Origin of the sequence: Paractinoplanes globisporus DSM 43857 (assembly GCF_000379645.1) — a bacterium.
Classification (GTDB): Bacteria; Actinomycetota; Actinomycetes; order Mycobacteriales; family Micromonosporaceae; genus Actinoplanes; species Actinoplanes globisporus.
In genome coordinates this window covers 116946-136012 of sequence record NZ_KB903314.1, presented here as the reverse complement: position 1 = coordinate 136012, position 19067 = coordinate 116946, and the positions used below count along the sequence as shown (strand labels likewise).

General features: G+C 72.9%; 12 protein-coding genes. 5 read left to right on the top strand and 7 right to left on the bottom strand.

Annotated features, from left to right (window positions below; all coding sequences use genetic code 11):
* The first annotated feature begins 3 nt into the window (after positions 1–3).
* On the top strand, positions 4–1290 hold the full coding sequence (locus A3CQ_RS0128585) for an SGNH/GDSL hydrolase family protein (protein ID WP_040433085.1): 1287 nt from the start codon (positions 4–6) through the stop codon (positions 1288–1290).
* 16 nt (positions 1291–1306) lie between these two features.
* On the top strand, positions 1307–4537 hold the full coding sequence (locus A3CQ_RS0128580) for an ATP-binding protein (protein WP_020514378.1): 3231 nt from the start codon (positions 1307–1309) through the stop codon (positions 4535–4537).
* A gap of 2 nt (positions 4538–4539) precedes the next feature.
* Here A3CQ_RS0128580 and A3CQ_RS0128575 read toward each other — a convergent pair whose 3' ends face one another.
* The 3 genes from A3CQ_RS0128575 to A3CQ_RS0128565 are packed head-to-tail and all read right to left on the bottom strand — an operon-like array spanning position 4540 to position 11789.
* Complete coding sequence (locus A3CQ_RS0128575; RefSeq protein ID WP_020514377.1) at positions 4540–5721, bottom strand: serine/threonine-protein kinase; 1182 nt, start codon at positions 5719–5721, stop codon at positions 4540–4542.
* Positions 5722–5757: 36 nt separating this feature from the next.
* Positions 5758–8778, bottom strand: a complete 3021-nt coding sequence (locus A3CQ_RS0128570; RefSeq protein ID WP_020514376.1) for an FtsX-like permease family protein — start codon at positions 8776–8778, stop codon at positions 5758–5760.
* Positions 8775–11789, bottom strand: a complete 3015-nt coding sequence (locus A3CQ_RS0128565; RefSeq protein ID WP_020514375.1) for an FtsX-like permease family protein — start codon at positions 11787–11789, stop codon at positions 8775–8777. Before A3CQ_RS0128565 ends, A3CQ_RS0128570 begins: the two co-directional genes overlap by 4 nt.
* 234 nt (positions 11790–12023) lie before the next feature.
* Here A3CQ_RS0128565 and A3CQ_RS0128560 point away from each other — a divergent pair, with 234 nt between their 5' ends.
* Complete coding sequence (locus A3CQ_RS0128560; RefSeq protein WP_020514374.1) at positions 12024–13631, top strand: glycoside hydrolase family 27 protein; 1608 nt, start codon at positions 12024–12026, stop codon at positions 13629–13631.
* Between the two features lie 151 nt (positions 13632–13782).
* On the opposite strand, the gene A3CQ_RS54400 is transcribed toward A3CQ_RS0128560, so the two are convergent.
* The 3 genes from A3CQ_RS54400 to A3CQ_RS0128545 all read right to left on the bottom strand — a co-directional run bounded on the left by A3CQ_RS54400 (position 13783) and on the right by A3CQ_RS0128545 (position 16387).
* Entirely contained in the window at positions 13783–14094 is a 312-nt protein-coding gene (locus tag A3CQ_RS54400; protein WP_020514373.1) for a hypothetical protein, read from the bottom strand.
* A 299-nt stretch (positions 14095–14393) separates the two neighbouring features.
* The gene (locus A3CQ_RS0128550; protein ID WP_040433083.1) at positions 14394–14972 is read right to left on the bottom strand and encodes a dihydrofolate reductase family protein; all 579 of its coding nucleotides are present in this window, start codon (positions 14970–14972) and stop codon (positions 14394–14396) included.
* A gap of 11 nt (positions 14973–14983) precedes the next feature.
* Entirely contained in the window at positions 14984–16387 is a 1404-nt protein-coding gene (locus A3CQ_RS0128545; protein ID WP_084699264.1) for a DJ-1/PfpI family protein, read from the bottom strand.
* Between the two features lie 72 nt (positions 16388–16459).
* Between A3CQ_RS0128545 and A3CQ_RS0128540 the strand changes: the two genes are divergently transcribed.
* Entirely contained in the window at positions 16460–17527 is a 1068-nt protein-coding gene (locus A3CQ_RS0128540; protein WP_020514370.1) for an ArsR/SmtB family transcription factor, read from the top strand.
* Here A3CQ_RS0128540 and A3CQ_RS0128535 read toward each other — a convergent pair.
* Positions 17461–18051 carry a GNAT family N-acetyltransferase gene (locus A3CQ_RS0128535; RefSeq protein ID WP_020514369.1) on the bottom strand — a complete coding sequence of 197 codons (591 nt, stop codon included), beginning with the start codon at positions 18049–18051 and terminating at the stop codon, positions 17461–17463. The two genes, A3CQ_RS0128540 and A3CQ_RS0128535, sit on opposite strands and share 67 nt — an antisense overlap.
* A gap of 250 nt (positions 18052–18301) precedes the next feature.
* On the opposite strand from A3CQ_RS0128535, the gene A3CQ_RS0128530 reads away from it, so the two are divergent.
* Positions 18302–18922: a dihydrofolate reductase family protein gene (locus A3CQ_RS0128530; RefSeq protein WP_020514368.1), complete on the top strand. Its 621-nt coding sequence runs from the start codon at positions 18302–18304 to the stop codon at positions 18920–18922.
* Positions 18923–19067: the final 145 nt, after the last annotated feature.

The following is a 19067-nucleotide window of genomic DNA, read 5'->3' as shown; positions in this document are numbered from 1 at the left end:
CCCATGCGCACTTCATCCTTGCGGCCGGCGCTGCTCGCGATCCTGCCGATCTGCCTGGTCGCCGCGACCGCCACTCCGGTGATCGCCGCCGGCCACGGCCCGGCCCGGCCGCCCGCGTGGACCGCCACTTGGGCCGCGGCACCGCACGCGCCGGTTCCCGGCAACGACTTCGATGGTCCGAACTGGTCGGTCCCGGGCTTCACCGACACGACGATCCGGCAAGTGGTCCGGTCCAGCGCCGGAGGCTCGCAGGTACGCATCCGGCTGTCGAACGCGTACGGCGTCAGGCCCGTGCGGCTGGCGGGTGCGTCGATCGCCCGAAGTGGGCCGGGAGCCTCCGTGCGGCCGGGCACGGCGCGGACCGTCCGGTTCGGGCGGGACACCGAGGCCACGGTCCCGGCCGGCGGTTCCCTGGCCTCCGACCCGGTGGACCTGCGGGTGTCTCCGCTCGAGTCGCTCACGGTCACGCTCTACTTCGCGGAGTTCACCGGGCCGGCGACATTCCACCAGGACGGGCTGACCACGACCTACCGGGCGGCCGGCGACCATCGCGACGATGCCGGAGCGGCGGCGTTCGCCGGCGAGACCAGCCGGTCGCGCTATTTCCTCACCGGTGTGGACGTCGCCGGTGAGCCGGGCGCGCGGGGCGTGGTGGTCGCCTTCGGCGACTCGATCACCGACGGGCACGGCACCCGGGCCGATGCCGACAACCGCTATCCGGATCAGCTCGCGGAGCGGTCCGCCACCGGGAAGCGACCGGTGGCGGTGGTCAACGCGGGTATCGGCGGGAACAAGCTGCTGGCCGACTCCCCGTGCTACGGCGACCGTGCGACCGCACGGTTCGGCCGCGACGCGCTCGACCAGCCCGGCGTGGGCGCGGTCGTCGTGCTCGAAGGGGTGAACGACATCGGCGCCGGCGGCTATCCCGACTTCGGCTGCGGCGCGTCACCGACGGCCCGGACGGCGGACCTGGTGCGCGCTCACCGCACGCTGATCCGGGCCGCCCACCAGCGCGGGATCCGCATCATCGGCGCGACCGTCACGCCGATGAAGAACTTCACCGGCTACTACGACCCCGACAAGGAACGCGTACGGGACGAGTTGAACCGGTGGATCCGCACCGGCGGCGAATACGACGCCGTGGTCGATCTGGACCGGCTCCTGGCCGACCCGCACGATCCCGACGCGCTCCGCGCGGAGTTCGACTTCGGTGACGGCCTGCACCTCAACGACGCGGGCGCCGACGCCATCGCCGCGGCCGTGTTCCGGGTGCTGGCCCGGGCTGCCTGACCCTAGGATCGTTGGCGTGCGCTTCGGGGTGCTCGGACCGCTGGCGGTGTGGGACCGCGGCGGCCGGACGGTGCCGATCCCCGGCGCCAAGGTGCGTGGGTTGCTCGCCGCCCTGCTCGCGCGCGACGGCCGCCCGGTGTCCGCCGACCGCCTCGTCGACGAGCTGTGGACCGGCCCGGCGCCGGGCAACCCGCAGGCCGCGCTGGCGGTCAAGGTCTCGCAGCTGCGCCGGGCGCTGGAGGACGCCGAGCCCGGCGGCCGCGCGCTCGTCGAGTCCGGTCCGGCCGGGTTCGCTCTGCGCACGGCATCGGTCGACGCCACGGAGTTCGGCGCTCTGGTCGCCCGGGCCGCCGCCGAGCCATCGCCGCCGGCGCGTACGGCGATGCTGGGCGAGGCGTTGGGTCTGTGGCGTGGTCCCGCCTACACCGAGTACCGGGATCAGCCGTACGCCGAGCCCGTGGTCGCCCGCCTCGAGGAGCAGCGACTGACCGCGGTGGAGGACCTGGCCGAGGCCCGGCTCGAGCTCGGCCAGGCCGCCGCGGTCGCGGACACCCTGGCCGACGTGGTGAGTCACCATCCGCTCCGCGAGCGGGTGCGCTCCCTGCGGATGCTGGCGCTCTACCGCTCCGGCCGGCAGGCCGAGGCCCTCGACGCGTACGCGGAGCTGCGGGCCCACCTGGTCGACGAGCTGGGAATCGACCCCGGGCCCGAGGTGACCCGCCTGCACCAGGCGATCCTGGCGCAGGACCCCGCGCTCGACCCGCCCCGGCCGGCGGCACGGTCGCTCAGACCGGTCACCAACCTCCCGGCCCCGCTCGGCGAGATGTTCGGCCGCGACCGGGCGCTGGCGGAGCTCGCCACGCTGGCCCGCGAACACCGGCTGGTCTCCCTCACCGGCGTCGGCGGCGTCGGCAAGACGCGGCTCGCCATCGAGGCCGCCCGCCGGGCGCAGGGCGGCTTCCGCGACGGCGTCTGGCTGGTCGAACTGGCCACGGTCGACGGGCCGCCCGTCACCGCCGGGCGGATGGAACTGGTCGCCGAGGCCGTCGCGAGTGCCCTGGACGTCCGGGGCGCCGCCGGAGGCGAGGTGACGGCCACCGACCGGCTCGCCGCCGCGCTGCGGTCTCGCGACCTGCTGCTGGTGCTGGACAACTGCGAGCACGTCGTCGATGCGGCCGCCGCGCTGGCCGGCCGTCTCCTCGGGGCGGCGCCCGGGCTGCGGATCGTCGCCACCAGCCGGGAGCCGCTGGGCATCCCGGCCGAGGTGGTCTGGCCCGTCCCGCCCCTGGACGTGCCGGCGGAGGGCGAGGACCCGGCCGCGGCCGGGGCGGTCCAGCTGTTCCTGGCTCGCGCCGCCGCCGCGCACCGCGGTTTCGCGCTGCGGCCCGGCGACGCCGCCCTGGTGACCGATCTGTGCCGGCGGCTGGACGGGATACCGCTCGCGCTGGAGCTGGCGGCGACCCGGCTGCGCGGCCTCGCCCTGGACCGGCTGGTGGCCGGGCTCGACGACCGTTTCCGCCTGCTGGCCACCGGGAACCGGGCGGCGCCGGCCCGCCAGCAGACGCTGAGCGCCACCATCGACTGGAGCTGGCGGCTGCTGACCGCCCCCGAACGGATCGTGCTGCGGCGGCTGGCCGTCAATCCCGGCGGGAGCACCCTGGAGACGGCGTGTGCTGTCTGCGCCGCGACCGATGTGCCGGCCGACGACGTACCGGATGTCGTGGCCCGGCTGGTGGACCGGTCCCTGGTCGTCCGGGTGGAGCGCGACGGTGATCCGGCCCGCTATCGGTTGTTCGAATCCATCTCCGCCTTCTGCCTCGATCGGCTCGACGAGGCCGACGACCTGGCCGCCACCCGGGCCCGCCGGCTGCGCCACTATCTGGCCTTCGTGACCTCGGCCGAGGCCGAGCTGCGCGGCTCGCGGCAGGCCCGCCGGCTGGCTCTGCTCGACGGCGAGGCCGCGAACCTGGGCGCCACCATCGACCAGGCGGTGGCTGACGGCGACGGTTCCAGCGCTCTCCGGCTGGCCGACGCGCTGTGCTGGTACTGGTTCCTGCGGGGCCGGTTCGGCGAGGCGCGCCGCCGGTTGCACGCCGCGCTGAGTGTCTCCGCCGGCAGTCCGTCCGAGGCCGAGCGCGCCCGGGTGGCGGCCGCGGAGGCCGGGTTCGCGTTTCTGCTCGGCGACGTCGCCGAATGGACCGCCCGGCACCGAGCCGTGCGGGCGGCGCTGGGCGACCTGACCGCCGACCCTGGACGTGCGCGGGCCGCGTGGTTTCTGGCGTACGCGGAAATCGATCTTGGGGATGTGGCCGCCACCGAGACATTCGTGGCCGAGTTGCTCACCGCCTTCGAGGAAAGCGGCGACCTGTGGGGCACGGCGGCCACGTTGACGCTCACCGCCAAGCTCGCGTACATCCGCGGTGACGCCGATCGGCTGGTCCGGGACGGCGACCGGTCCGCGGCTCTGTTCCGGCGGCTGGGAGACCACTGGGGACTCCTGCAGGCGACCGAGTGGCTGGGCGCGCACGCCGGCCTGACCGGCGACCGGGTGCTGGCCACGCGGCTGCACCAGGAGGGTCTGCGCCTGGCCCGGGAGCTGGGCCTGTGGGCCGACGTCGCCGGGCGGCTGGGCTGGCTGGGGTGGCTCGCCATGGAAGGCGGCGACCAGGCGGCCGCCACCCGGTACAGCACGCAGGCCCTCGCCCTGGCCCTAGCGCAGAACGCCCCGCTCACCGCGACGTTCGCCCGGATGGGTCTGGCCTGGGCGGCACGCCGGTCGGGCGACCACGACACCGCGCTGCGGCACCTGCGGACCCTGCTCAGCGAGGCGGCCGCCCAGCACGGCCGGACCGGGCGCCCCCTCTACGTGCCGAGTGTGCTGGTCGAGCTGGGGCATCTCGCCCGGGAGCGTGGCGACCTGACCGCCGCCGCCGGCCACCATCGGGAGGCGCTGAGGATCGCCCGGGAGGTCGGCGCCGAGCGGGACATCGCCCTGGCGCTGGGCGCGCTCGCCGGCGTGGCGGCCACCGCCGGGCAGCACTCGGCGTCGGCGGTCCTGCTGGGCGCGGCCGAGGCCGGCCGGGCGTCGACCGGGAGCACTCCGGACGCGGCCGATCAGGCGGATCTCGATCGTACGGCGGCCGTCGCGCGTGCGGCGCTCGGTGACACTTTCGACGCCGCCCTGGCCCGAGGGCGTGGCCTGGAACCGGCGGCCGCCGCCCGGCTGGTCCGGCTTTCCGGTGGCTAGGGTTACTTCTTCTTCGGCTTCTTGGGCTTCGGGGGCTTGGCCGCCTTTCCCGGGCCGGCCGGGGCCGGCTTTGCCTTCGCCGGCTTCCCGGTCGCCGCGCCGGTCCGGTTTCGCGTCACGGAGACCGGCCGCACGGTCCGCTCGGGAGCGGATGAGGACGCGCTCGGCGCCGGGGCGGAGGGGGTCGTCACCGTCTCGGCCTGGGCCGGCTTGGCCGGCCCGGCATCGGCCCACCAGGCGCCGCCCGCGACCAGCATCCCGGCCGCCACGCCGGCGGCGATCAGCATCGTTCGACCGCGAGGGCGGGTCCTCACCGCGGGCAGGGTCATCGTGGGGGCGGCCGCGTTCCGCAGCAGGGCGGCGGGCGGCAGGCCGGCGACCTCCCCGAGCACCTCCGAGACCTCGATCGCGCTGGGCCGGTCGGCCGGTCGTTTCGCCAGGCAGCGCGACACGAGCCGGGCGACCGTGGGCGGGAGGCCGGGAATCGCCGGCAACGGCGCGGGCTTCGCGTACACGTGTGCCTTGACCATCTGGGTAGCGGTCGACGCGTGCCACGGCATCTGCCCGGCCAGCGCGAGATACATCAGCAGGCCGAGGGCGTACACGTCGGTTGCCGGCCGGACCGGGGCGCCCTCGATGCGCTCCGGCGCGAGATAGGCGGGTGTGCCCAGCAGTTGACCGTCGGCGCCGTCGAGCGCGCCGACCGCGGCCGAGATGCCGAAGTCGAGCAGCTTCACACCGGCGCTGGTCACCATGACGTTCGCGGGTTTGACATCGCGGTGCACGATGCCGTCGGCATGGGCCGCCGCGAGGGCCGCCGCGACCTGGGCGCCGACCAGCGTCGCCACCTTCCACGGGAGCCGGCCGCCGGTCAGCATGTCGGCCAGCGTCCGGCCGTCGGCCAGCTCCATCACGACGAACGACAGCATGCCGCCGGCGTCGGTGAACTCGCCGTAGTCGTAGACGGCGACGACGTTCGCGTGCCGCAGCCGCGCCGCGGACCGCGCCTCGTCGCGGATCAGGCGCCGCTGACGCGGGTCGCCGGCCAGGACGGCGGACAGCACCTTCACCGCGACCTCGCGGCCCAGCACGTCGTCGTCGGCCCGCCAGACGACCGACATCCCGCCCTGACCCAGCCGCTCCCGGAGCCGGTAGCGCCCGGCGATCAGTTGTCCGCACTCCACGGAGAGGTTTCGTTCCCTCGCGCACGGGGGCGAAACCTATCGACGGGCCCGCTCCTGCTTGGTGACTCGGCGGCGCAGGTCCTGCCCGGTGGCCGTGGCGACCAGGACGAGGACCAGGAAGACGGCCACGGTCGTGCCGATCACCACGAGCACCCGGGGCCACGTCGGCACGGGCAGGTCGGGTGGGTCGAGACCGGCCAGCGGCAGCGCCCAGCCGGTCGCCAGCCAGGCCGCCAGGGCGGTGACCAGTCCGACCACGGCGGCTGTCGCGACCAGGATCGGGTACGTCCAGCTCGTGGCCCAGGCCAGCCGGCCCCGGCTCAGACCCTGGCCGCGCAGCGCCGACAGGTCCTCGACCCGCCGCGCCCGGTCGACCGCCGCCGCCAGCACCAGCGCGCCCGCTCCGAGCAGAACCGACAGCGCGCCGGCCAGGACGTAGAACCAGAGCGACAGCGCCGGCCCCTGGCGGTCGAGCTGGCGCTCGATCTGGTCGGCGCGGGTGTCGGCGACGATCGACAGGCCCTGCGCGGAGAGCCGGCCGACGACGTCGGCCGGTGCGGCGGGGCCCAGCCACACCTGGGGCTCCAGGGACTGGCCGGCGTCGGTGGCCAGCCGGTCGGCCCACTCCAGGTCGACCAGGGTGGCGTGACGGCCGAGCCGGGGCACCGCCGAGAGGCGGCCGACCGGCTTGATCGGCAGCGGGCCGCCGCCCGCTCCGGTGATCGAATCGGCGATCGGGGCGGCGCCGGCGTAGGCGGCCGGGAGCGGGTACGGCGCGTCGACCGGGTTGATCCAGACACCGCCGATCAGGCCGGTCGGCGCGTTCAGCGTGATGCGCAGGCCGGCCGGGTCGGCGGTGACGGTCCCGTACCGGGTCATGCGCCAGTGGGCCGGATCCGCGAGCGGACCGGTCGGATCGGCCGCGCCGAGCGAGTTGACCACGAACTGGCCGGTGACGCTGCTGACCGCGGTGGCCTGCACGATCTCGACGCCGTTCAGCCGGCAACCCTTCTCGCACACGCTGACCCGCTGCTGATAGCGGAACCGTCCGTTGTGAATCTTGCCGAGCTGGACGAGGGCGTCGCCGGCGCCGGTGGTCGACGAGACCGCGACCGCGAGCCGGAGCTCCTTCTCCGGGTCGAAGCCGGAGCCGGTGGCCTCGATGGCGAGCTGCGGGCCGGTGAGGACCAGCGGCGCCGGGGCTTCCGGGCGCAGCCGGCTCGCCAGCTCGGCCGCCGACGGCCCGCCGGACGGCCAGTTGGCCACCGCGGCCAGACGGGTCGAGTCGACCGCCAGGCCGGGCGGCTCGCTGTGGCCGATGTTGGGCATACGCACGACGGCCATGGCGTACCGGCCGTCGGGGTCGACGTTGCGGACCGCGGTCAGCAGCTGGCTGCGGAACACCGAGCCGTCGACCTTGAGCACCCGGTCGGCGCCGATGCCGAGACGGGACTGCACACGCCGGCCACCGTCGGCCACGTCGACCGTGCAGGCGGCGTAACCGGCCACCGCGACCGTGGCCACCAGCAGGGCGAACAGCCGCTGGGCGCCCGGACGGCGGGAGAGCTGGAAGGCGGCGAGGGCCACGCCCAGGTGGCCGCGATCGAGAGCCCGGCCGGCGTACCGGGTGACGGCCGGCAGCAGCAGGCGAGCCCCGAGCACCGCGACGGCCAGCATCAGGAACGCGGGCGCCATCAGGCCGACGCCGGTCAGGGCACCGTCGGAGATCACCAGCTGCGCCGTGGTCACGACCGCGAGCAGCACGATCACCGCCTCGGTGGCCACCGCGCGCCGGCCGTCGGCGGGCACGGCGTTGCGGCGCAACAGACTGGCGACCGGGCTGAGTAGCTGCCGGCGCTGGGCGAGGACGGCCGCGACCAGCGCGGCGAGGGCGGCGTACGGCGCGTACCGCAGGGAGTCCAGGCCCTGGTCGACGCCGACGCCCGGAAAGCGGGCGCTCGCGACCGCGTTGACCAGCAGCTGACCGGCCACGCATCCGGCGACCGCGCCGACCGCCACCGCGGCGATGTTCTCGCCGATCGCGAGCCACCAGCGCGTCCACCACCGCGAGCCGCGCAGGGCGACCACGGCGAGCTCCGGCTGCCGGCCCTCGGTGCCGTAGCCGACGGCCAGGAAGATGCTGAAGCAGGCGAGCAGCACCAGCGGCACGGCGAGAACCGGCACGAGCAGGTGGGCGGCCGACCGGCCGGCGTCGATCCGGTCGAGCAGAGCCGGAATGCCGGTGCTGATCTGGATCGCCGCGCCCAGCTCGGACGGGTCCGAGTTCAGCGCGGCCAGGCCGGCTCGCAACTCGTCGAGGTGGTCGGGGTCGAGAGCCCGCGGCCCGGCCGAGCCGTCGATGGCCTTGGCGGTATCGCCGTGATCCATCGCGTCGAGCGTGCCCGGGTTCGTGAAGATCGGCTCACCCGGCCCGAGCCCGGGCACACCGGTGAAGTATCCGTGGGTCCCCCAGTACGGCGCCTCGGGCGCGTTCGCCCGGTAGGTGCCGGCGATCACCAGCTTCTTTGCCCGGCCGTCCGCGATGTAGCCGGGATCCTTCGGATCGTCGCTGTACTTGGCCGCCCGCATGGTGATCGACTGCCCGGCCACCAGACGGAGACGCTTGGCGGTGGCCACGCCGATGATCACTTCGCCCTCGGCCGCCGGGCAGCGGCCGCTGATCATCCGGACATGCGAGCAGACGTCCTGGCGGAACACGAAACGGTCGGCGTACTGCGGGCCGGGCTCGATGCCGATCACCGGGAACTCGGCCGCATAGATGTACGTGAAGCCGGGCAGCTTGACCAGGCTCGCGCCGAAGTCCTTGAAGTCGATCTGACTACTGTCGGAGTCCCGGTCGTTCTGCACCCCGGCGACGACGAGGCCGCGCTCGGCCGCGTCGGCGGTGCCGATCTGCCCGACGGCGATCGCCCGGTCGACCGCGAGCAGGTAGGCCGGCGAGGCGACGGCGGCCGCGACCGCGAACGAAGCGAGCAGCGCGAGCGTGACCGCCTGGCCGCGACGCGACCAGATCATGGCCAGGACGAGCGAGATCATCGGGCGCCCTCCCGGAGTCGCCGCAGCAGGGTCCGCACCGACAACCAGCCGGCCAGTCCCAGCAGGGTCAGGGCGATCAGACCGGCCAGTGCCACGGCGACCGTGCTCAGCGGGGCGGGTGGGGCGAGCACGGCCCAGTCGTCGGTGAAGCCGGGCACGACCGTCCGGGCGAGCGGATGGGCCAGCGTGGCCGCGGTCAGGCCGCCGGCGAGTCCGGCCAGGATGAGCCCGGCGGTGCCGGCCCAGCTCGCGACCACCCCGACCGGCTGCGGCAGACCCTGGACCCGCAGCGCGGCCATCTCGTTCAGTCGCGTGCGCCGGTCGACGGCCCCGACGATCGCGATCGTCGCCGCCGCGAGCAGCACCCCGACGGTCCCGGACAACAGGGCGAATCGAGCGCCGGCCGACGGTCCGTGCCGGCCCAGCCGGTCCTGCCGGGCCGCGACCGACTCGTCGTCCAGGATGGACAGTCCGTTGCCTTCCAGCGCGCCGATCACGTCCGGCCCGGCGTCGGGGGACAGCCAAACCTGGAAGGTCCCCGCCACGGCGGAGTCGCCGATGGCCCGGCGGGACGCGTCCAGGTCGATCAGCACACCGTCGGTGCCGAGCACCGGCAGCGCCCGGGCGGTGGCGGCCACCCGTACCGGAATGGTCGCGGCGCCGAGCGACTGCAGGCCCGGCTCGGCGAACCGCCAGTCGTCCGGGGGTGTCCCGCCCAGCACGATCGGAAGCGGCAGTCCGTCGTCGACGGCCCAGACCTGGTCGTCGGGCTCGGGGGGACCGGTCAGGTTCTCGTCGATCTCCATTCGCAGGGCGCCCCGGGACGCGTCGATGTCCATCGCGGCGACGGACGTGCCGCCGCGCCACCGGTTGATGTCGGCCAGGGTCGAGCCGTCCAGAATGGTGGCCGGCGGACCCTGCTGGGTCAGGCCGCTCACGGTGACCGCGGTCGGGAAGGCGGCCGGCGCGACCCGCCCCTGCGGGTTCGGCGGGGTGGTCACCTCCCAGCGCACGATGCGGCAGCCGGGCGCGGCCGAGCAGCCGGTCACCCGGCCGGTCAAGGTCTGTTTCCCCGGTCCGAGCACACCGAAGGAGACCCGGACCGCGGCGCCCGTGCCCTCGTGCTGCAACACGAGCCCGAGGGCGGCCGCCGAGTCGCCGTCGTGCTCGACGCGTACGGTCAGCCGGTCGCCGGTGACCGCCGGCAGCGGCGCGGGACCCGGATCGTCGGCCATCGCCGCCGAGAGGGCGGAAACGGATCCGAAGTCGGGGCGCCAGCGGGCGACCGCCGCCAGCCGGGAGCTGTCGACGGCGAGGACGGGCGGCAGGTGTGCGGTGTCGAGGACCGCGGCCATCGCCTTCCGCCCCCCGGGATCGGCCCGGCGGACGGCCTGTTCCAGGACGGTGCGGTTGGCGGCCTCAACGGTCAGCACCCGTGGGGCGCCCAGTTCGGCGGCGCTCCGCGCGGCCCGGTACTCACCGTCGGCCAGCCATCCGCCGAGCGCGGTCGTGAACATCGCGACCGTCACGACCACCAGCGCGAACACCCGCTCGACGCCGGGACGCCGGGACACCTGCACCGCCGTCAGCCCGAGCCGCAACCGGCCGGACCGCACCGCCGCTCCCCCGCCGCGGTCGGCGGCCCGGGCCAGCACGCGGGCCGACAGCAACGCCACCGCCAGGGCGACCAGAGCCGGGGCGGCGAGCGCCAGCCCGCTCCCGGCGTTGCCGACCCGGGCCTGATAGACCGCCACCACCGCGACCGCGAGCAGCAGTACGTCGATCAGTCCGGACTTCCAGTCGCCGCGGCCCGACCCGACCTGGCGCAGCAACTCGGCGACCGGCCGTCGCTGGGCCAGCGCTTCCAGCAGGGCCAGCACCAGCAGGCCCCCGACGAGGACCGCGCCCGCCGCGGCGATCGACAACAGCAGCGCCGACCGCCGGTCGGACGCGTTGCCGACCGGGCCCGCCAGCAGCCGGGCCAGCAGAAAGCCGAGGGGGATCCCGGCGATCGCTCCGACCGTCAGCGGGAGCAGATGCTGGCCCCAGGCCAGCCGGAGCATGCCGGCCGGGGTCGCGCCGCGCAGCTTCAGCAGAGCCGCGTCCTCGCGCCGGTCGCGTCCGGTGTAACGGCCGGCCAGGCCGATCGCGAACCAGGCCAGGATCAGCACCTGCACCAGCGCGACGGTGACCGCCGTCCGCACGGCCGACCGGTCGCGCGCCACCGCGGTGAGCAACGGACCGCTGGAGTTGGCCAGGCTCAGCTGCTCGCGGCCGAGCCGGATGCCGGCGGTGTCCAAAGTGGCGGCCAGGTCGTAGCCGCCGTCCCCGCGCAGCAGCGCCTCCGGCACCTGGACGTCGTAGGTGACGGTCGGCTTGGAGAGCTGGTCGATCCCGAACGTGTCGATCGGGGTGAACACCGGGTCGAGGCCGGTCAGGGCGCGGAACAGGTGGTTGCTCCAGTAGGGCCCCTCCGGCTCGGCCGGAGTGTAGATCGACACGATCCGGAAGGTGACCGGCGGGATGCCCAGCGCGACCTGCTCGGTCACCCGGTCACCGGGCCGCAGCCCGAGTCGCTCGGCGGCCGGTGCGCTGATCGACACCTCGAGCGGCGCGGCGGGGCACGGTCCTTGCAACTGGACGTGGGTGCAGAACTGGTCCCGGTAGGCCACCGGCATGGTGTCGGTCTGCGAGCCACGGTTCAGGTTCATCGCCAGCACCAGTCCGTTGACCGGGTCGGCCGACGGGAGCGCGACCAGGTCGTGCACCCGCGCGACGAACTGGTCGACGGCGTTCCGGGGATCCCCGTCGATGGCGGTCGTCTGACGGACCGACACCGTCCGTTGCTCGGCGGGGGCCGCGGCGACGTCGGCCGCGGCGGCCGAGCTCATGCTCGCGAACCCGAACCAGGGTCCGGCCGCGGCGAACGTGGCGGCCAGAGCGGTGAGGACGAGGACCGTCAGAACCTGCGCGGTACGGGCTCGCACGGCCCCGATGATGATCGTCAACATCACCCGGCAGGCTACGCCATCGTCGAGGCTCCGGCGATTAATTGACAACGAGAATCGGAGAACTGAAAAGCTGTTATCGGCACCCGCCTCGAGAGTCGCGTCATCGGCGCCATCCCCGGAGATTCTCACTCTTGAATGTCTTGCAACATTCTGGCAATCTCGCGATATGGCTTGTTAACGTTCTCAACTCGCCGGCGAGCCCCCGTAGCTGACAACCAGAGAGCTGGTGCACGGATGTTTGCGACACGCACGATCGCGCGGCGCTGGCTGGTCCGGTCCGCGGTGCTTCTGCTGGCGGCCGGCATCACCTGGGGCGTCGGCGTGCGGACCGCGCCCGCCGCGCAGGCTCTGGCCAACAATCTCGCGCTGACTCCGCCGATGGGCTGGAACGACTGGAACGCGTACGGGTGCAATGTCTCGGAGACGCTGGTGAAGCAGACCGCCGACAAGATCGTCTCGTCGGGCCTGGCCGCGGCCGGCTACCAGTACGTGAATATCGACGATTGCTGGATGCAGCACAGCCGCGACTCGGCGGGCAATCTGCAGCCCGATTTCGGCAAGTTTCCCGACGGCATCTCCGGCACCGCGGCGTACGTCCATTCCAAGGGCCTGAAGCTGGGAATCTACGAGGATGCGGGCACCGCGACCTGCGCCGGTTACCCCGGCAGCCTGGGGCACGAGGCGCAGGACGCCCGGACGTTCGCCGCCTGGGGTGTCGATTATCTGAAGTACGACAACTGCAACAACAACGGCTCCAGCACGACCGAGCAGTACATCGCGCGGTACTCGGCGATGCGGGACGCGCTGGCGGCCACCGGACGGCCGATCGTCTACAGCATCTGCGAGTGGGGCGTGAACGCGCCGTGGACGTGGGCGGCCCCGGTCGGCAATTTGTGGCGCACGACCGGCGATATCCAGGCCAACTACAACAGCATGTTGTCGATCTTCCACCAGAATGTCGGCCTGGCGTCCTACGCCGGCCCCGGTCAATGGAACGACCCGGACATGCTCGAGGTCGGTAACGGCATGTCGGCCACCGAGGACCGGGCGCATTTCAGCCTCTGGGCCCAGATGGCCGCGCCGCTGCTGGCCGGCAACAACCTGGTCAATGCCAGTTCGACCACCCTGTCGATTCTGGGCAACCGGGCGGTGATCGCCGTGGATCAGGACTCGGCCGGTAAGCAGGGCCGGCTGGTCAGCTCGTCCGGAGGGCTCGACGTGCTGGCCAAGCCGCTGGCCAACGGCGATGTGTCGGTGGTGCTGTTCAACGAGAACGCCTCGACGTCGACGATCAGCACGACCGTTTCCGCGATCGGGAAATCCGGCGCGTCCAGCTACGGGCTCAACGATCTCTGGGCCGGCACGACCAGCAGCACCACCGGGACGATCAGCGCGAGCGTGCCGGGACACGGCGTGGTCATGTACCGGGTGTCGGGTGGCACCACCGGCGGCGGCACCGATACCACGGTGGCGATTCGCGGAACCGGATCGAACCGATGCCTGGACGATCCGAACGGCACGACGACGAACGGGACCCAGCAGGTGATCTGGGACTGCAACGGCGGCACCAATCAGCGCTGGACGCGCAGCGGCAGCCAGCTGCAGGTGCTCGGCAAATGCCTGGACGCGTACAACAACCAGACCTCACCCGGTACGAAGGTCGAGATCTGGGATTGCAACGGCCAGACCAACCAGCAATGGACCGTCAACGCCAACGGCACGATCACCGGTGTGCAGTCGGGCCTGTGCCTGGACGTCACCGGGGCCGCGACCGCCAACAATTCGCCGGTCGAATTGTGGACCTGCAACGGCGGCGCCAACCAGAAATGGACCCTGAGCTGAAGTTCGGTGACCTCTTGGGCGACCGGCCGGCCGCGTACGTGGGTCGGCCGGCCGCTCACCAATGCGGTTAGGACGCCGCGCTGAGTTCGTCGACAGCGGAGCGAAAAGCGCGGGCCGCGGCAGGTGCCATCGGCCCACGCCGGTTCGCTCGTCAGATCAGCGGCTGTCCCGCGGATTCCACGGGCGTGATCACGGCCGTCTTCTTCGGCGCGGGCCGCGCCTTGCCGGTAGCCGACGTACTCGGCCCGGGCGTGGTGTCGACGGCGGCCTGGTGCAGCTTCGCCGTCACGGCGTCGGTGCCGCTGGACAGCGCGACGGTGGCCTTTTCCTGCGCTTGACGCACGGTCGGATGCTCGCGCAACTGCCGGGCGTTGGCAGCGATTTTCTCGTACGCGTCGCGACCGGCGCGGCTCCCGAGCACGTAGCCGACGGCGAATCCGGCGGCGAGTTTGACGATCTTCACGTGGTGCCTCCTCGTGTTTCGACATTGGCAGGACAGGGCGGCTCAGGCGCCAGCTCGTCGCGCACCAATGTCGAGATTTGCGCGGCCGCCTGACCGACCAGGTCAGACGTGGATGCCGGATACCCGGTGCCTGGGCTCGGGGATGTCTCCGCCGTCACTGTGTTCACCTCCGTAGCCAACGTCGTGTTGCTTGCCCTTAGGCAAGCAATACAAACGCGTCCCTACACGAGAGATCGGAAAGTCCTGACAAAACCTACGTTTGCGGCCTGCAACGAGCCCGTCGGGCACGGCACGGGCGGTTACCGGGTGACCTGGTAGCGGATGTGGGTGGCGTCGGGGGTGTCGATGACGCGGACCACCTCGAGCTCGACCTCCTTAGGCAGCAGGTCGAACAGCCGGTGACCGCCCCCGAGCAGCACCGGGACGAGGTGCACCTGGATCTGGTCGAGGACACCGGCCGCCAGCGCCTGCTGCCCGGTGTACCCGCCCTGGACATAGACGTTCTTGTCGCCGGCCGCCGCTTTCGCCTGGGCCATGGCGGCCTCGATGCCCTCGGTCACGTAGGTCACCTTGGGGTACGAGTAGCGGGCCGCGGGGCCGGGTGGGCGGTGGCTGGGCACGAAGATCGGGGCGCCGTGCAGGTCGCCGCCCCAGTGGTCCATCAGCTCGGCCGTCCGCCGTCCGGTCACCACCGCGCCGGTGGCGCCCAGCTCGGCGACCAGGGCCTTGACCGCCGCGGTCTGCTCTCCGGCGTCGTCGGTCCGGTCGAACCACTTGTGCAGTCGTTCACCGTCCTCGCCGCCCAGGTAGTCGTCGGGGGTGGAGATGTAACCGTCGAGGGAAACCGACATGTACAGGACAGAAATGGAGCTGGACATGCGTACTCCTTCTATTGAATGCGTTGTTGCAGTGTGCGGCGGCGCAGCCACAAGCGTCGGCCAGCGATGAGGATGAGGAGGGGCGCGAGGGCGATGACCACGGCCCGGGCGGTCAGTCCCCACGGCCAGGCGTGACCGTCGAGGGTCAGGCCGGCGGTGGGGTACTGCATCGACTTGGCCACCCATCGGGCGGTGGCGACGTCGGTGGTGCGGGCGATGTCCTGCAGGGAGCCGTCGAAGGCGAAAGCTTCCCGGTCGGGCTGCAGAACGGTGGCGTCCAGCCCGTCCGGCAGCGGCATCGCGTCCACCTGCTCGGCGGTGTGACCCGGGACCAGCAGCCGGTCCACATGCCGCTCGGGGGCGGTGACGCTGCCGTGCGGGACGAGGGCCAGGCCGTGCGCGGTCCGGACCGGGCGCCCGTCCATGGTGACGGTGGTGCTGTGGTCCAGGTAGGAGAGTTCGGTGTACGGGCGCAGGGCCGCGGCGACCTCGGTCTCGCCGATGCCCTCGGTGAGCAGGACCCCGGTGGACGGGCGGTCCCAGCGGTAGGCCGCGGACAGGAACGCGGGCGCGTCGGCCGGGCGGAGGTGGGGTGGGTCGATGCGGGCGGGCCGGCCGGGACTGTAGTGGTCCCAGTGGATCGCGTCGGCGGCGGCCGCGGCGGTCTGCTGGTCGGTGAGGCGTTCGACCACCCGTAGCGTGGCGTCGATCCCGAAGAGCACGCCGGCCGAGGTGATGACGTCGCCGTCGTCGACGTAGGTGACGTCGTCACGCCACCGCACGCCGGCGAAGTCGCGGCGCAGGCCGATCATGCCGAGCCAGTGCGACGTGGCCGGTCGCCGGTCGAGGATGCCGGCCTCGGCGAGCTGCCGGGCGCCGACGCAGACCGACACCATCAGCGGTGGCCGCGGGCCGGCGTGCACCTGGCGGAGCCAGTCCAGTACGGGCTTCATCCTCGCCGGGTCGCCCTTGAGCTGCGGGACGATCACCACGTCGGGTCCGCCCGGGACCAGGGTGGCCAGTTGCTCGAACGTGGTGTGGGGAACGACGTCGACGCCGCCGGCGAGTGGCGACGGGCCGGGCGTGGTGGCGGCGAGCAGCACATTGAACCGGCCGGTGGCCGCCAGCACCTCGAAGGGCGGAAGGGAGTCGGCGACGTTGGTGCCCTGCGGGCCGAGCACGATCACCGCCGTCGGCTTGGCCGGGTCGACGGTCACGGCCGACCTGGCGTCGGTCGCGGGGGCCGGCGCCTCATAGACCTGACCGGCCGCGACGGGCAGCGTCAGTGCGGCGAACGCCGCGGTGACCAGGATGGGCGTCAGGGCCGGCAGGAGCACCCAGCCGAACCGCCGCCAGTGTCGACGTCGATTTCCCGCGGCCGGGCGAGTGGGGGTGGATACGAGCGTAGTTGTCATGCCGTCAGACTCGGCCCGCCCTTACTCCGAGACGATACATTCGATGAGGCTCGAATTGGCGGGAGGTCGATCATGGCGATCCGGATAGAGACCGATGCGCGGACCTTGTCCCGGTCCCGCTTCGCGACCTCGCCCGCGGTCGAGATCATCTCGACGCTCCAGGCACGCCGCGGCCCGGCCCAGGCCCATGTGCGGCGCTGGTACGCCCAGGCCCTGGCCCGGCTGGACACCTGGACGCTGGACCTGCTGCACGCCCTGGTCCCCACCCCCATGGAGCACCGGTACGTCCCGGACTTCCTCACCCCGCATCCGCAGCGCTCCCGGGAGACCCGCGACGGCATGGTCGAGGCGATCGCGTCGAACCCGCGCGAGGAGGTCGCGTCCCAACTGGACTTCGCCTTCGACGGGCGGCCGGTACGTCCCGAGTTCGCCGACGGGTTCGCCAACGAGCGCGCCTATCGCAGGTGGCGCCGCCGCCCGGCGCCGCTGCTGCAGGAGCTCTTCGACGCCGGCGAGGCCACGCTCCTCGAGGAGGCGGCCGCGGCGATGGGCCGGTTCTTCGATGCCGCGATCGCCGACCAGTGGGCGCAGGTGGGCGCCGTCCTCGACGCCGACGTGGCCTTCCGCGCGGAGACCATGTCGACGCACGGCATCGCCGCCATGCTCGCCACCCTCGACGAGGCTCTCGCCTGGGACGGTCGCACCTTGAGCCTGCCGCGCCCGTTCGACGCCGTGGTCGACTGGGCCGACGACGGGGTGCTGTTCATCCCGTGCACGGCGCATTCCGGGCCGATCCTGTACGCCGCCGAACGGCCCCGGACCCCGGCCCTGACCTACGCCGCGCGGGGAACCGGGATTCTGTGGTCGGAGCCGCAGCAAGTCGATCACACCGCCGGGCTGGGCGAGCTGATCGGGTCCACGCGGCTGAGCCTGCTGCGGCTGCTCGACGACCCGCGCACCACCCAGGACCTCAGCCTGCTGGACGGGCACCAGGCGCCCACCGTCTCGTACCATCTGCATCTCTTGAGCCGCAGTGGCCTGGTCACCGGCCGCCGCAGCGGCCGCGGCGTCGTCTACCGGCGCACCGCGCTGGGAGACGCGCTCCTGCGTGGCGCCCTGCCGGCCCCGACCGGCGACTGACGGCTCGTCGGTCCGGGCAGCAGCAGGCCCATGGAGAGCTCGTCGACGTACTGGCCGGATCCGCGCATGATCGCTCGGCGGCGTACGCCCTCGACGACGAAGCCGTGGCGCAGGTACAGGCGGATCGCCGGGGCGTTGTCGGTCATCACGGTGAGCTCGAGACGAGTCAGTCCGGCGACGCCGGCTTCGTGCACCGCGGCCTTCATCAGCCGCGTCCCGACACCGCGGGCGTGATGCTCCCGGTCGACGCCCAGCACCACGTACCCGATGTGACGCACTCGGGCCCACGGCTGGACCTCGACCTGGGCCCAGCCCACGGCGATGTCGTGGTGGAACGCCAGGATGTCGAAGCCGAGCTGGTCGCCGAGCCGACGGGCCACCGCCGCCGGATCGTCGGCGCGTTCCCCCGGCTCGAGCAGCATGAACCGGCTCTGCGCGTCGAGCCGGTGCTGCAAGGCCAGCAGCGTCGCGGCGTCCCGCGGAGTGCCGCGGCGGACTTCGACGGATTCCGGGAGGGGATTCATGTCGCCAGAATGGGCCGGGCGAACGGTGCTGCGAAACAAGTTCGAACCACGTCGAATAACCCACCCCGGAACGGCGTGGATTCGATCGGGTTCGAATGTGTCGAGGGAACGAGTGGGGTCGGCGTGGATGCGATATCGCGGTCACCGGGCCCGGCCCGTCGTGGAGATGTCTGCGAGCATGATTCATGATCGCCGTCATGGCGGCGCGCCGCGGTGAGTACACCCACCCGCACACAGGAAGGGAAACACCATGACCACACCTCGGGGCAAGGTGATCGTCAATCAGACCATCACCGCCGACGGGTACGCGGCCGGGCTCAATCAGTCGGAGGAACGCCCGTTCGGTGAGGACGGCGGCGACGGCTGGGGAAACACCCTGCATGCCTGGATGTTCGAGGCCGGGGAGGAGAACCGGGCCGAGGTCGAGCAGATCGGCGCCGCCTCCGCCGTCATCATGGGCCGCAACATGTTCGGCCCGGTCCGGGGCGCCTGGGACCGGCCATGGAACGGCTGGTGGGGCGACAACCCGCCGTTCCACGCCCCGGTCTTCGTGCTCACCCACCACGCGCGCGACCCGCAGCCGATGGAGGGCGGCACCACGTACCACTTCGTCACCGACGGCATCGAGTCCGCGCTCGCGCAGGCCCGCGCCGCCGCCGGTGCCGGGGACGTCTCGATCCACGGCGGCGCCGACACGATCAACCAGTACCTGGCCGCCGGCGTCGTCGACGAGCTGCGGCTGCACATCGTGCCGATCACCTTCGGCGCCGGCGCCCGCCTCTTCGACGGCGTCCCGCCGCTCCACCTCGAGCAGGTGTGGGCGCGCGCCGCGAGCACGGTTCTCCACGTCACCTACCGGGTTCGCCCCTGACCGTCGCGACCGCGCCGGCCGATCCGGCACCCGCACGCATTGACCGCAGCCCATGCCCCGCCCTCTCGCCGGGCGAGTGCAAAACGCTGGAGAGGTTAGAAAATCGCTCGGCGGGGGACTTCAGGGGCGTATCCCGACTCAGCGA

Coding starts and splice junctions, on each gene's coding strand:
- A3CQ_RS0128560 (WP_020514374.1), top strand. CDS start 12,024: ATGTTTGCGACACGCACGATCGCGCGGCGCTGGCTGGTCCGGTCCGCG.
- A3CQ_RS0128535 (WP_020514369.1), bottom strand. CDS start 18,051: ATGAATCCCCTCCCGGAATCCGTCGAAGTCCGCCGCGGCACTCCGCGG.
- A3CQ_RS0128545 (WP_084699264.1), bottom strand. CDS start 16,387: ATGACAACTACGCTCGTATCCACCCCCACTCGCCCGGCCGCGGGAAAT.
- A3CQ_RS0128585 (WP_040433085.1), top strand. CDS start 4: ATGCGCACTTCATCCTTGCGGCCGGCGCTGCTCGCGATCCTGCCGATC.
- A3CQ_RS0128550 (WP_040433083.1), bottom strand. CDS start 14,972: ATGTCCAGCTCCATTTCTGTCCTGTACATGTCGGTTTCCCTCGACGGT.
- A3CQ_RS0128570 (WP_020514376.1), bottom strand. CDS start 8,778: ATGATCTCGCTCGTCCTGGCCATGATCTGGTCGCGTCGCGGCCAGGCG.
- A3CQ_RS0128530 (WP_020514368.1), top strand. CDS start 18,302: ATGACCACACCTCGGGGCAAGGTGATCGTCAATCAGACCATCACCGCC.
- A3CQ_RS0128565 (WP_020514375.1), bottom strand. CDS start 11,789: ATGTTGACGATCATCATCGGGGCCGTGCGAGCCCGTACCGCGCAGGTT.
- A3CQ_RS0128540 (WP_020514370.1), top strand. CDS start 16,460: ATGGCGATCCGGATAGAGACCGATGCGCGGACCTTGTCCCGGTCCCGC.